Source organism: Kitasatospora sp. NPDC052896 (assembly GCF_044547075.1).
Lineage (GTDB): Bacteria > Actinomycetota > Actinomycetes > Streptomycetales > Streptomycetaceae > Kitasatospora.
The window spans coordinates 385673-398773 of record NZ_JBITZU010000006.1; the positions used below are offsets into that span (position 1 = coordinate 385673).

At 68.6% G+C, this 13101-nt stretch carries 12 protein-coding genes and 3 pseudogenes; 10 read left to right on the forward strand and 5 right to left on the reverse strand.

Translation table 11 applies throughout. The features are described from left to right. Window positions 1-1437 precede the first annotated feature (1437 nt). Window positions 1438-2073 (forward strand): hypothetical protein, encoded by a 636-nt coding sequence (locus ACIGXM_RS16210; RefSeq protein WP_396561219.1) that lies wholly within the window; start codon window positions 1438-1440, stop codon window positions 2071-2073. Window positions 2074-2303: 230 nt separating this feature from the next. Here the strand turns inward: ACIGXM_RS16210 and ACIGXM_RS16215 are convergent, their stop codons facing one another. Genes ACIGXM_RS16215 through ACIGXM_RS16225 form a run of 3 tightly spaced genes read right to left on the reverse strand, consistent with a single transcriptional unit; the run spans window position 2304 to window position 4119 of the window. Continuing rightward, the gene (locus tag ACIGXM_RS16215; protein WP_396561221.1) at window positions 2304-2744 is read right to left on the reverse strand and encodes a heme-binding protein; all 441 of its coding nucleotides are present in this window, start codon (window positions 2742-2744) and stop codon (window positions 2304-2306) included. A 55-nt stretch (window positions 2745-2799) separates the two neighbouring features. Beyond that, on the reverse strand, window positions 2800-3120 hold the full coding sequence (locus ACIGXM_RS16220) for an NIPSNAP family protein (RefSeq protein ID WP_396561223.1): 321 nt from the start codon (window positions 3118-3120) through the stop codon (window positions 2800-2802). Between the two features lie 30 nt (window positions 3121-3150). After that, window positions 3151-4119 carry an NADP-dependent oxidoreductase gene (locus tag ACIGXM_RS16225; RefSeq protein ID WP_396561224.1) on the reverse strand — a complete coding sequence of 323 codons (969 nt, stop codon included), beginning with the start codon at window positions 4117-4119 and terminating at the stop codon, window positions 3151-3153. Between the two features lie 140 nt (window positions 4120-4259). On the opposite strand from ACIGXM_RS16225, the gene ACIGXM_RS16230 reads away from it, so the two are divergent. After that, window positions 4260-4637, forward strand: a complete 378-nt coding sequence (locus tag ACIGXM_RS16230) for a winged helix-turn-helix transcriptional regulator (RefSeq protein WP_396561226.1) — start codon at window positions 4260-4262, stop codon at window positions 4635-4637. A 538-nt stretch (window positions 4638-5175) separates the two neighbouring features. On the opposite strand, the gene ACIGXM_RS16235 is transcribed toward ACIGXM_RS16230, so the two are convergent. Next, on the reverse strand, window positions 5176-6039 hold the full coding sequence (locus ACIGXM_RS16235; RefSeq protein WP_396561228.1) for an SDR family oxidoreductase: 864 nt from the start codon (window positions 6037-6039) through the stop codon (window positions 5176-5178). 772 nt (window positions 6040-6811) lie between these two features. Between ACIGXM_RS16235 and ACIGXM_RS16240 the strand changes: the two are divergent. From ACIGXM_RS16240 to ACIGXM_RS16275, 8 genes and pseudogenes are all read left to right on the forward strand, one after another. Next, a pseudogene (locus ACIGXM_RS16240) lies at window positions 6812-7189 on the forward strand (aldehyde dehydrogenase family protein); the annotation flags it as partial. A gap of 80 nt (window positions 7190-7269) precedes the next feature. Then, a complete protein-coding gene (locus tag ACIGXM_RS16245) occupies window positions 7270-7428 on the forward strand; it encodes an aldehyde dehydrogenase family protein (protein ID WP_396561229.1) in 159 nt (52 codons plus the stop codon). A gap of 132 nt (window positions 7429-7560) precedes the next feature. Beyond that, on the forward strand, window positions 7561-8424 hold the full coding sequence (locus ACIGXM_RS16250) for an NAD(P)-dependent oxidoreductase (protein WP_396561231.1): 864 nt from the start codon (window positions 7561-7563) through the stop codon (window positions 8422-8424). A 31-nt stretch (window positions 8425-8455) separates the two neighbouring features. Then, on the forward strand, window positions 8456-9259 hold the full coding sequence (locus ACIGXM_RS16255; RefSeq protein WP_396561233.1) for a maleylpyruvate isomerase family mycothiol-dependent enzyme: 804 nt from the start codon (window positions 8456-8458) through the stop codon (window positions 9257-9259). Window positions 9260-9334: 75 nt separating this feature from the next. Then, window positions 9335-9484, forward strand: a pseudogene (locus tag ACIGXM_RS16260) (IS5/IS1182 family transposase); the annotation flags it as partial. Between the two features lie 267 nt (window positions 9485-9751). Next, the gene (locus tag ACIGXM_RS16265; RefSeq protein ID WP_396561235.1) at window positions 9752-10246 is read left to right on the forward strand and encodes an alpha/beta hydrolase; all 495 of its coding nucleotides are present in this window, start codon (window positions 9752-9754) and stop codon (window positions 10244-10246) included. A gap of 342 nt (window positions 10247-10588) precedes the next feature. Beyond that, window positions 10589-11116 (forward strand): CGNR zinc finger domain-containing protein, encoded by a 528-nt coding sequence (locus tag ACIGXM_RS16270; RefSeq protein WP_396561237.1) that lies wholly within the window; start codon window positions 10589-10591, stop codon window positions 11114-11116. Window positions 11117-11362: 246 nt separating this feature from the next. Next, a pseudogene (locus ACIGXM_RS16275) lies at window positions 11363-11703 on the forward strand (Na+/H+ antiporter NhaA); the annotation flags it as partial. A gap of 370 nt (window positions 11704-12073) precedes the next feature. Here the strand turns inward: ACIGXM_RS16275 and egtD are convergent. Further along, window positions 12074-13063 (reverse strand): L-histidine N(alpha)-methyltransferase, encoded by a 990-nt coding sequence (egtD, locus tag ACIGXM_RS16280; protein ID WP_396561280.1) that lies wholly within the window; start codon window positions 13061-13063, stop codon window positions 12074-12076. Window positions 13064-13101 lie beyond the last annotated feature (38 nt).

A 13101-nucleotide genomic window follows, 5' to 3' on the forward strand; every position in this document is an offset into this window, starting at 1 on the left:
TGCGTCGTTCCGGCGGAGTGTCCGGTGCCGCTGGTATGCGAGTAGGGCCCGGCACAGGTGCCCTTCGTTCCAGATTGGCGCTGCCCGGCCAGGGGGCGTGATCGCTGATCGTGGGCCTGAGACTGCTTCACTTGATCTTCTGCCGGATCCTGGGCGGGCTCGCGCTGCCGGGGGCGCTCCTCCGCCGCGGACAATGCCGAGATCCTCGCTCCGCGCCATGAGGCCGCAGTGCTACGGCGCCAGGTCGGGCGGCTGCAGATGTCGTGGGCCGACCGCGCCGTGCTCTCAGCGCTCGCCCGGCATCTCCCCTCCGCCCTGCGCCGGAACCGGCTGGTCACCCCGGGCACGCTGCTGGCCCGGCACCGCCGCCTGGTCCGCTGGAAATGGGCCAACCACCGGCGAGACCCGGCCGACCGCCACTGCCCGAAGAGGTCGCCGCACTCATCCAGCGCCTCGCCATGGAGAATCCGAGCTGGGGCTACGTCAGGATCCAGGGTGAACTGCCCCGGGGCAGGGCGCTGCAGGCCAGCTGATCGATGGCCAGGGGCCCCGTCCAGGAGGCCGGAGTCCTCGGCCGGGACGAAAGCCGTCGGCAGGCCAAGGTGACGGCCGATCATCTTGGCGATCTCGCAGACCAGGACGCCCTCGTCGGCGACGGCGTACCACGTCGATCCGACCGGAGCCTGTCGAGTGCGGGGCGGAACAGGCGCGCGGCGTCCCGGACGTGCACGGCAGGCCGGCGACCGGCCCCGCCGCCGATGCCGCCGGGTACTCCCTTCTCCCGTGCGGTGGCGACCAGTTGGGCGATGAAGCCGTGGTCGCCCCCGCCGCGCTCGCTCCGGTGTGGCACCCGGTTGTCCGGGGATCTCAAGCAGCGCCACGGGCTGTCGCGCCAAGGTCCTTGTACGCCGGTGTAACGCGCGGTCGGTCGGGAGGCTCTGCGTCCTTGTCGGCCGCGATGTGGCGGCCTTGCCGAGGGGTGCGATCAGGGAGGCCGCACTCTTCCGCTCGCCACTCTTCCGCTCGCCGCGTACAGTGCCGCGGTATTGACGCTGGGGAGCGGGGCACAGCCGACGGTCCACACCGCCGCGAGCGGAGTACCGACTGTCGCGTGACAGGCACCACCGTGTCGATGGTGCTCTGTCGGCCAGGTCGAGTCCGCACGCCCCGCTCACCCGCAGTGCGACCTGTCCTCGGCGCGAACACCACGCCGGGGCACCAACTGCATTGTCCGACACTGGCCTTGGGTGGGGGAGTGCGGAGTGATGAGGTGCTGTTCAGGTCCAGGACGGAGCGGGGAATGCAACAGGTCATCGGCTATGTCGAAGAGCGACGGAAGCAGTACGAGACGCACGATTTTTTCGCCCGCCTGTTGGCTGACGAATCCTTGCCCGGGAGCGGCGCCTCGCGTGGGGGCCGAGCGTCATCCCCTTCATCATGGGCTACTCCGATCTGAACAAGTACGTCTTTCGCAAGGGTGAGGGCGACCCTCAACTTGACCATCTGCAGGTCTTGCTGAATGCCCACACCTATGAAGAAGACTTTCACTGGCAGTGGCTGCTGAACGATCTGGGCAAGCTCGGAGCTGACAGCCGGATGCCGCTGTCGGACGCCACACGTGTGTTGTGGGGAGCGGACTTCAAGCACTCCCGGCGCCTGTGCCTCGAACTGGCATCGCTTGCGTCCGGTTCGCCGACGTACGCCGTCTTCGCGATGGTCGAGTCCATCGAAGCCGTCTCGATCACGATCTTCAAGCACTGCCAGGGAATCACCATGCAGGACGGGCAGGAGTGCGAGTTCTTCGGCACGAAGCACTATGCCGCGGAGGCGTCGCACAGTATCAAGTCCCCGGAGGTGGCCGCATCGAGCCTGCCGGACCTCGACCCGACCCAGCGCGAGGAATCGAAGCTGATGGTGGATCGAGTCTTCTCACTGTTCGATGACTGGTCCACCTCGCTTCTGCGGTTCGCGAACGAAAACGATGTGCCTGCTCTGACCTACGAGAGGATGGTGCGACAGAGCAATGAAATTCAACCGGAGACCGGCGCCGCCGCCGGACAGCGGGAAGTGTGAACCGTGAGGCCTCGATCCGCTGGTTGGTGATCCAGGCGCGCCGCTCGCCATCGCGCGGCGCGCCTGGATCGACGCCGGCCGCACCGTCCGCTGAGTGCCGCGATGTAGTCGGGACCGGCGATCTTCTCCCGCACCGCCTTCCATCTGGCGGAGCAGTCGGAGCAGACCCCCCGTCGGCTACGCCGACGAGGTGACGGGGCGAGCCGGGCCGACCCGCGGCCGACGGATCGTCAGGGCAGGTCGAACCCGAGCGAGGAGAGCGCTTCCTCGGCGGCCTGCTGGTCCTGCTCGTAGCTCCCGCCGGAGATGCCCAGGCCCCCGATGCAGTGGCCGTTCTCGGTGATCGGGTAGCCGCCACCGACGGCCATCAGACGTGGGTGGCCGGCCAGCGGTGCGATCCGCGGATTGGTCAGGTAGTCGTTCCAGGCGTGGGTGGGAGTGTGGAAGGAGGCTGCGGTCCAGGCCTTGTCGAGGGCCACCTCGGCGGTCAGGAAGGGCGCGTCGTCGGTGCGGTCGAAGGCCTTCAGGTGTCCGCCCTGGTCGGTGACGGCGACGGCCGCCGTGAAGCCGATCCGGGCGGCGGCAGTGTGCACCGCGGCGATGAGTGCGCCGGCGGCGGCCCGAGTGATCGAGGAAGCGGGGGACGACTTCGGAATCGTGTCAGTGTTCATGGGGGAGGTCCTTGACTGTTCGGCGGTGCGGTGGTGCGTGGCGGTCGGGGCCGCCTCAGCGCAGCGGTGAGGCGGAGGTGGGGAGCACGCGGGTGACGACGGACTTCTCGGGGAGCAGCAGGCTGTGGACCACCGGGCCGATCTCGTTCTTCCAGCGGTCGTGCTGGTAGACCGCGGCATGGAGGGCCTCGCTCTGAGTCTCGTCCTCGAAGCGGCGGATCCAGACGTAGCCGTCCTCGCCCTGGGCGTCGACGAAGGAGGCGGTCACGTCCATGCCGAGCGAGGTCTGGAACGGGATGACCACGTCCTCCATGTAGCGCACCCATTCCGCCCGACGCCCGGGCTGGGCCTGGTAGCGGCGGATCTCGTAGTACACGGTGTCACTCCAAGAGCCTTGTCGGGGTGGTCAGTTGGTGGAAGTGAGGACGAGCTTGCCGCGGGTGCGGCCCGCCTCGCCGCGGGCGTGGGCCGCGCCGGCCTGCTCCAGGGGGAAGGTCTGCTCCACCTCGACGGCGACCTCGCCGGCGTCGATCAGGCCGGCGATCGCGGTCAGTGCGGCGCCGTCCGGCTCGACCAGGAACGCGGTGACCCGCACGCCGGCCGCGTCGGCGGCCTGCGCCAGCTCGGGGGAGACACCCTGCGGGATGGCGACCAGCAGGCCGCCGGGGCGCAGGACCTTCAGCGAGCGGGTGCTGGTGAGGTCGTGGGCGTCGCCCACCAGGTCGATGACGATGTCGATGTCGGCGGCGGCGTCCTCGAAGCGGGTGGTGGTGTAGTCGATGCTCCGGTTCGCGCCGAGTTCCTTGAGCCAGGGGTGGCGGGCGGCGCTGGCGGTGGCGATGACGTGGGCGCCCAGGTGGCGGGCGAACTGGACGGCGAAGTGGCCCACCCCGCCTGCGGCGGCGGTGATCAGGACGCGCTGCCCGGCCTGGACGTGTGCGGTGTCGACGACGGCCTGCCAGGCGGTCAGTGCCGCCAGCGGGACGGCGGCGGCGTGCACGTGGTCGAGGGTGGCGGGCTTGCGGGCGAACTGGCGGGCCGGGGCGGTGACGTACTCGGCGTAGGCGTTCGCGACGCGGGGGAACCACGGCATGCCGTACACCTCGTCGCCGACCTCGAGGGTGGTCACGCCGAAGCCGACCTCCTCGACCACTCCGGAGACGTCCCAGCCGAGGGTGAACGGCGGCTCGCCCAGCAGCCCGGCCATGCCGGTACCGCCGCGGGTCTTCCAGTCCACCGGATTGATCCCGGCGGCGTGCACCCGCACCAGCACCTCGGTGGGCAGCGGCTGCGGCCTCGGCACCTCGGCGACCCGCAGCACCTCCGGGCCGCCGAAGGTGTCCTGGACCACCGCGCGCATCGTGTCTGCGGACATGCGTCATCTCCTGAAACAGCACCCTGCGGAGGGCCGTTGACGGCCTCTCCCTTGACGTCGACGACGCTATCCCCGCGGGTATAGTTACCTTCAAGGTCTGCTACTTCCCATTGGGAAGTGACCTGGTGAGGAGAGCGAACATGACGACCACCTGCCCCAGCGGCCAGCACTTGCACCACGATGTCTACGCCGCCCAGTGCCCCTGCCGCGCGCTGCTCGACCTGCTCGCCAACAAGTGGGCCGCGCTGGCCATCGGCGCCATGGAGGGCGGGCCGCAGCGGTTCGGCGAGCTCCAGCGCCGGCTCCAGGGCGTCAGCCCCAAGGTGCTGACCCAGACCCTGCGCCGCCTGGAGGACTTCGGCATCCTCGACCGCACGGTCTACCCCGCGGTCCCGCTGCACGTCGAGTACTCCCTCACGGCGCTCGGCCGCAGCGCCGCGGTGCCGCTCAACGCGCTCCGCTCCTGGGTCGAGGACAACATCGACCAGGCCTTCCGCTCGGAGCCGGTCGCGGGGTAATCCGGCAGTGGCCACGAACTGCTCCCGGCGGGCGCCGAAGACGCAGGTGAGGTAGTCGTCGACGCCGCTCAGCCCGATGGGTGGTGCGAGCCGGGTGGCCGCCTCGGGCACCGGTTCGCGGAACCGCACGGGGGTGAGTCCGACGAAGCGCCGCCGCCAGTCCTCCCGTCGGATCTGCGTCGAGCACGCCAACGCCGAGCGCCGAGTCAGTCGCCCGGTGATCCCAAGCCTCGTCCGTTCCTCCAGCGTCTACGCGGTGCCGCAGTTGCGATAGCGGTAGCGATCCTGCAACACGATCGGTTTGACAGGAACTGATGTCCTTTCGGCGTCTCGTGAGTGTTGTGCGCTCGTGCCAGCGCATGGCTCGGAGTGCGACAGCCCGGTCCACCGTCGGACTTCACGAAATGACTGCTGCTGCTTTCCACAACCGGCTGTCCTCGGGCAGGAGCGTTCTTGCAGCAGCGGGGAATGGGCCGTGCGCGACCACCGGCGCGACTCAGGAGCCTCTTCTGCTCACGGTCACCTGGGGCGTGGGGGGTCACTTGGCGACAGGAGTCTCCGGCTTCATCTCGTAGGAATGCTGGATGGCCGGGTGCCGGGTCCCAAGGCCGTCCGAGATCTTGCGCTCCCACGGAACCTCCTGAAGATGCTTGGTTTCTTCAAGCATCGACTTGGGCTCCAAATTGCGGTAACTGTCGACCTCGCCGGCAGCGACGGCCGTCAAGGTCGCATAGACCGCTTCAGGATCGAACTGCGCGCGGGGGAAGGAGAGCTTGGAGTAGTCAAAGAGCCGCTGGGACGGATCATCCTCCCAGCTCTCCCAGGTCTGGAACATGCGGTCGTTGAACCCGGTCAGGAAGGGCCCAGGATTGACCGTGGCGACTTCGATTCTGTGCTCCTGCAGCTCGTAGGCCATAGTCTCGGCGATGGCCTCGACTGCGTGCTTGGAGGCGGAGTAGATACCAGTGAACGGGTTGACGTTCAGGCCTTCCCTCGAAGAAACCCAGACGATGCGGCCTGCCCCGCGCTTGATCATCTGCTTGGCGATCCCCTGGGTGAGGACCAGGGGCCCGGTGACGTTGACCTCGAACTGGTGCCGAATGTTCGACTCGGGAATGTCAACCGTGGAGCCGCCTTCGCCGACACCGGCGTTGTTCACGAGGATTTCCACGCCCCAGTTGAGGGCCTTGCGACGGTCGCCGTCGTTCGTGACGTCGAGCTTCTCGACCTGAAGCTTGACTCCGCGCTCGACCGCCTGCCACTTCAGTGTTTGCACCTGAGCGTAGATCTCCACCCCGGCGATCACGTCGAAGCCCTTCTCGGCCAGGCGCATGGCGGCTTCGAACCCGAAGCCGGTGCCGGCTCCCGTGATGAGGACCTTCCTGAGTTCCGCATTCGCCATGCCGAGTGCTTCCTTTCATGTTGTTGGTCCCGCAGTCGTCGACGCTTTGACCGTTCACCGAGAGTGGACTGAGGCATGCCGGCGTGCTGGCTGTCATGCGCGAGGACGCTCCCTCTCGGGGCAACAAGTGAAGCATTCCGGCCCGGGAGCGTTGCACGATTATGATCGACGCATTCCGCCGAGGAAAGCAACTCAAGTAGGCCAATCGGGTATTGGCAGCGCACGAGAGAGCAATGCTCAAGGGCTACCAACAGTGTGCACAGTGGTTGGTGACCCCTGCTCAGGATCCGGGTCAGGGCTTCGACGAAGTGACGGATCGTCAAAGTGGCCGACCGTCGGATCAGGCACGGTCTGCGGCGGGGGACCGTTCCGATCGCGGTCCAGGCCGTTCCGTCTCGTTGAAGTTGACAGGACGTTCCACGACCGTGCTTCCGTCGGGGTTCTTCAGCCGCCGGGTGCGGCCGCCTTCGTCGAGCGTGCTCTCACGGATGTGGGGCAGCCAGTCGGTCAGAGCGCCGAACCCGCCGGTGAGCTGCCAAACGCGGGCAGGGTGGCCGGAACGATCCGGCTCACAGATGTCGATACCACGGGGTTCCTCCGGGGTTGGTGGGTTCTGCGGGGTGGAGCCAGCGGCTCGGACTCGTTCGTCGGAAGGGGTTCTGGCTGGCGCGGAGGGCATGGCTCCCGACGGTGAGCGCCCCGCTTCGCGGAGTGAAAGGGAGTGTAAATAGGCGTATTTGCGGCTCTTGTCGGCTGGTCATAGCGTGGATTCATGGCCACCGCAACCACAAGTCCTGTGACAGGTGAGGTCCTCAGGAGGTTCGAAGAACTGACTCCTGAGGAGCTGGAGGACAAGCTCGCCCGGGCGGCGGCAGCGGCCGCCTCGTACCGACTGACGAGCGTCGAGGAGCGGGCCGGGTGCCTGCTGCGTGCGGCCGACCGTCTGGAGAAGGAGGCCGAGAGCGTCAGCCGGATGATCACCACGGGGGGCGACGGTGCTGCTGGGCGGCGAACGCCCGGACGGGCCTGGCTGGTTCTACCCCCCACTGTGCTGACCGGAATCACGCCGGAGATGAACATGTACCACGAGGAGGTCTTCGGCCCGGTGGCGCAGGTGTGGATGGTGCCCTCCCTGGAGGAGGCCCTGCGGGAGGCCAACGGGCATCCCTACGGCCTCGGGTCGAACCTGTGGAGCGAGGACGAGGCGGAACGCGAACTTTCGTCCGCGACGTGCAGTCGGGTATGGCCTTCATCAACGGCAACACGACCAGTTACCCCGAGATCCCCTTCGGCGGCGTCAAACGCAGCGGCTACGGACGCGAGCTGTCCGACCTCGGGATGCGGGAGTTCATGAACGCCAAGACCGTCTGGATCGGCCAGGACGCCTGACTCCTGGTACCGGGCGGTGGCCGACACCACAGGCATGCGCGCTGGCCGTCGCGGCGCGCGGCCCGCCGAGCGCATGGAGGTGCGACGATGAGTGGAGCGAACCGGACCCCGTCGTCCAGGCAGGGAAGGCCCGTGGTCGCGGTGCTCGGCACGGGCACCATGGGGAAGGCCATGGCAGGCAACATCGCGGCGGCGGGACTGGGACTGCGCGTGTGGAACCGCGACCGCGCCGCCGCCGAACCGCTGGCCGACGCCGGCGCCGCCGTGTGCGACACGCCGGCCGAAGCCTGCCGCGGCGCCGACGTCGTCCTGACCGCGCTCGCGAACGAGAAGGTGGTCGCCGATGTGATGGACCAGGCCCGTGATGGTCTGGGTGGCCACACGGTGTGGGTGCAGACGTGCACGGTCTCCCCGGACGGGGGCCGCCGTCTCGCGGAACAGGCGACCGGGCTGAATGTCGCGTACGTCGAGGCTCCCCTCCTGGGGACCAAGGAACCGGCCGTGGCCGGCACTCTGACCGTCCTGGCGGCCTCCCCACAGCGGGAGGCACGGGAAGAGGTGCGACCGGTCCTGGAGGCGGTTGGTTCACGCACCGTGTGGCTCGACGAGGTCGGCCAACCGAGCAGCCTCAAACTCGCCTACAACGCCTGGGTCCTGACCACCGTCGAGGGCATCGCTGAGTCCCTCACCCTCGCCGCCACCCTTGGGCTGGACCCACGCCTTGTCATCGACGTCCTCGACAGCAGTGGCCTCAATAGCACGTATGTCCAGAGCAAGGGCCCGAAGATGATCGACGACGACCTCGACACCCCCTCCTTCCCCCTCGAAGCGGCCGCCAAGGACGCGAGACTGGTCACCGACACCGCCCGCGCCGCCGGCCTGCACCTGGGCATCGCCGAAGTCGTACGCGAACGCCTCCGCCTCGCGGTCGATGACGGACTCGGCCGCGCGGACGTCGCCGCGACCTACCGCATGTCCCGCCAGGCCGCATCCTGACCAGGCCGCCCCTTCCAGAGAGGGAGGAACAATGACCCGTGCCGGCATGGCCGCCGCGCGTTCGAGCACGGCGCAACTGGCGGACATCATCCCCCGGGTGGACGACGAGCAATGGGACCTGCCCTCCGCGTGCGACGGCTGGCGCGTCATCGACGTGCTGGCCCACCTCGCGGCCCTCGCCTCCGAGGCGGTGGACCCGCCACCGCCCGACCCCTCACTTCCCAAGAACCGCGAGCGCTACCACGACCTGCGCGTCGACGAACGCCGTGGCTGGAGCCACGCGGAAGTCCTGGACGAGTGGCGGCACAGCACCCCCCGGCAGCTGGACCTCCTCGAAGCGGCCCAGGAACCGCCCAGGGCCGACGAGCTTGTGGAGGTGCCCGGGCTCGGGACGTATCCGCGCCACCTCCTGGCGAACACCATGGCGTTCAACGTCTTCTGCCACCTGCGCAACGACATGCTCGCCCCGGGCGGCCCGCTCCCCTTCACCCTGCCGGAACCGACCGACGGCCAGGTCGCCGCCGCCGTCGACTTCATGCTCGCCGGCCTCCCCCAGATGCAGGGGCCCGAACTCACCGCCACCGTCGGCCGGCCCCTCGTCCTCGACCTGACCGGGCCGGGCGCCACCACTGTCACCATCCTCCCCGCGACCCGGCCGGACGGGTTGCTGAGCGTGGCACCCGGAGCGGACGCGGACGCCACCACCCAGGTCCACAGCACGGCAATCGACTTCATCGTGTGGGCCACCACCCGCAAACCCTGGCGTGACTACTGCCGCATGACGGGCGACGCATCCGCCGCGACACCGTTCCTCGACTGCCTCAACATCATTTAGAAGTCGTCTCATTGGGGCTTGTAGGCTGCTGGCGCGACGATCGTGGGGCGCCTGGTGTCGGACGAGGTGTAGGAGCTGTTCCAGCGGGTGGTACCGGCGGCGCCCACACGACCCCAGGGCGGTGGCCGGCGCCGACGCGGGGACCGGTAGCTGCTGGCGGTGATCGCGTTCGTGGCCACGACCGGTTGCACGTGGGCTCAACATCGAGCGGACCGTGGCCTGGCTGCGCGGCTTCCGCTGCCTCCACCGCCGCTACGAGCGCAAAGCCAACCACTCCGCAGCCTTCGCCACCACCGCAGCAGCACTCATCTGTCTCCGAAGAATCACCAAATGAGATGACTTCCGGATCAGGCCAGGGCAAGGCTGTCGCGCAGGACCCGGTGAACTCGTGCTTCTAATCGAAGAGTTGGGCGACGGTCGTCCCATGGCCAGGGGTCACTCCATGGGCCCTGCCACGCCACTCCACGGGACGCCATCCGGGAAGGTACCCGGGTGTTCGGAAAGGACAATGTCAAGGCCCTGGTGTACATCAATGCGATCATGCCCGATGTGGGGGAGTCGTTCTCCGGCCTCTGGGCGAAGTTCGCTCCCCCTGAACTCACCAAGGCTTTGAAGCAGGTGCCCTTCCGTAATGGGGACGGCACTACCGGCACGGACGTATATGTACAGCCGGACAGACTGCACCTGGTCTTCGCCGAGGACCTGTCCACGAGCCGGACCGAAATTCTGGCAGCCACGCAGCGCCCGATCGCACTGTCGGCGTTCACGGAGAAGCTCACCGGAGCCGCATGGCGGAACAAGCCCGTTTACGCCCTTGTCGGCAAGCAGGACCGGGCGATCAATCCGAGCCTGGAGCGATTCGAAGCGAAGCGGGCGAATGCCCGCAAGACGGTGGAGATAGACTCCTCGCACGTGTCCCTTGTTTTCCAGCCGGAGGCGGTCAAAAATCTGGTCGTCGACGCCGTCGAGGACTACATGCGGAAATAGGCACCCCGCGCTGGTCAGTTCCGTCCCGTGGCCGTCACCGCGCTGGGCCGGCGCGTGGCTCTGCCGGGACGGGCCCAGGTGCTGCTCCAGCCGGAGAACCTGTTCAACGACGCCAGGTCAGTGGGTCCTATTCAAGGTCGCTGTCGGCTTCGCCGTGGCGGCCGGCGCGGTCAGTCGGTCAGGTGCAGGCAGGCGGTTCGTTCTGCTCGCCAGGGCGGCAGCCTCATCGAGCCTGGCGAGACCACCCGCTCCGACCAACCAGTTCCCCGTGGATGGATGGTTGGAACGCACACGCTCCTGTAACCTGTATATTGACATTGGTTGGTTAGGAGGCGCGTGCAGGTGAGCGGGAACGAACAGCACGAGACCCTGCTGGGCCTCCTCAACAGCACGCCCATGCCGAGCGGTACGGTCGAGGACAAGCTGGCAGATCCGGCGGCGGCGAGCGCTTGGCAGCGGGCTCACGGGGGCAACGGATCCCCGGCGGAGCTGCGCAACCTGCTCCAGGCCCGCAAGGCTATCCAAGACGTGGTCCGCGGCGACCAGCCGGCCAACTCGTTGAATCCCATCCTGAAGGGTGTCGTCTCCAGGCCTCTCGTCTCGGCAGAGGGCGTGTTGTGGGAGGTGGACACCCGCGAAGACCGACGGATGGCCGTCGAAGCCGTGCTGGCGTGGAGCGCACTCCAGGAAACGATGCCCGGCCGTCTGAGGGCATGCGCGAACCCGGAGTGCAGACTGTTCCTCATCGACCGCAGCAAGACCAACAAGGCCCGCTGGTGCTCGATGGCGGTCTGCGGCAACCGAATGAAGGTACGGCGCCACTACCAACGGACGCGAGACGCGGCGTTGGAGCAGGCTCGCGACGAGTAGACGGTTCTGCCGCGTCGGAGTGAGGGGCTCCACCGCGAAGGCGCGCACAGCCCTCTGACAAGCAGCCAGCACCATGCGGGCGCTCAGCTTGCTCCTTGACCTCCGATCGTCGAACATGCGTGACCCCGGAGTCCTTGGAGGCAGTCCCCGCGCCCCCCAGTGGCTTTGTCACGTCCGCGCCCGCACGGTCTTTGCCCAGCCCACCACCGAGGCGGTCCGCACCCAGCTCGACACCGTCGCTGGCTGGTGGTCCCGGTCGCTGCGGGGCTGGCGGGCCTGATCGTCCCGGTCCTGGTCTACCTGGCGATCAACCGCGCCGGGGCGGGCGCAAGCGGCTGGGGGCCGCGATGTCGACCGACACCGCTCTCGCGCTGGCGGTGTTCCCGCTCGTGGCCCGCGGTGTTCCCGAGCGCGTCCGGGCGTACATCCTCACGGTCTTCGTCGTCGACGACCTCCTCTCCCTGGTCGTGATCGCCGCCGTCTACAGCAGGCACATCAACATGGCCGCGCTGGCCGCAGCCGTCGTGGCTTACGGGGCGCGCAAGCCGGTCTTCGCCACCCTGGCCGTCGCGGCATGGGGCGCCCTTCTCGCCAGCGGCATCGATCCGGTCGTCTCAGGTCTGGCCATCGGCCTGGCCGCGTCGGCGCCCGCGCCGGGCCGGGACGCGCTGGATCCCCCTGTCCGCCCTGTGGCATGCCGTCCCCAGCTACCCGACGCCGAGCGAGATCTGGCTCCGACTGCTGGAGACCCTCAACCAGCAGCGTCGCCTCCGCACCGGCGTCGCGACCGCGAAGAGCTGAGCGGTCAAGGCTCCGATCGCCAGGACCACCAGCCAGCCACCGGCCAGCCGGGGTGCGAGCCCCGGACGGAACCCGGTGCGACACGGTCGAACCGGTACGCACAGCAAGAAGCCTCGTGACCGGCGGAACTCTCGCCGGTCACGAGGCTGTCCGCGTTCAGCGGCTCGGTACGGCCAGCAGCAGGGCGAAGCGCTCCGCGTCGTCGGTCCACCAGTGCCGGACGGTCAGGCCGCCCGCCGCCAACTCCTCGGTGAGGGAATCGCGTCGGAACTTGCAGGAGATCTCCGTGCGCATCAGCTCGTCGGCCGCGAACTCCACGGACAGGTCCAGCGCCGGGACCTTGACGGTCTGCGCGCGCAGCGATCGCAGGTGCATCTCGATGCGCTGGTGCTCCTCGTTCCACAGCGCCACGTGCGCGAAGGCGTCGGGGTCGAAGTCGGCGTCCAGTTCGCGGTTGAGCACGTTCAGCACATTCTTGTTGAACTCCGCGGTCACGCCCGTTCTGTCGTCGTAGGCGCGGACCAGGGCCTCGCGGTCCTTGACCAGGTCGGCGCCGAGCAGCAGCACGTCGTCGGCGCTGAGGGTGAGCCGCAGCGAGCGGTAGAAGGCCGCGCGTTGCGTGGGGTCGAGGTTGCCGATGGTGCTGCCGAGGAACGCCACCAGCCGCGGTCCGGGAGCGTCCGCGGGCAGGGTGAGGTCGGCCTCGAAGTCGGTGACGGTCGCGGCGACGCGCAGTCCCGGGTAGTCGCGGATGAGCGCGGCCCCTGCCTGCTCCAGCGCGCTGGGGCTGACGTCGAGCGGGGCGTAGCAGGAGAGCGTGCCGGCGGCGGTGAGCGCGTCGAGGAGCAGACGGGTCTTGCGGGAGGAGCCGGAGCCGAGCTCGAAGAGGGTGCCGGCGCGGGTGAGGGCGGCGATCTCGGGGGCGCGGCGGGTGAGGATCTCCTGCTCGGCGCGGGTCGGGTAGTACTCGGGGAGGCGGGTGATCTGTTCGAACAGGTCGCTCCCCAAGGCGTCGTAGAACCACTTGGGCGGCAGCGTTTTTGGGTCGGCGGTGAGGCCGGCGGTGACGTCGGTGTGCAGGGCCTTCGCCAGGTGGTCGGCGGGGAGCCGGTCGTCCAGGGTGAAGCGGGGTCGCTGCGTGCTCATGGTGACTCTCTCGGGTTCTGATCCGCCGTGGGCGGGCA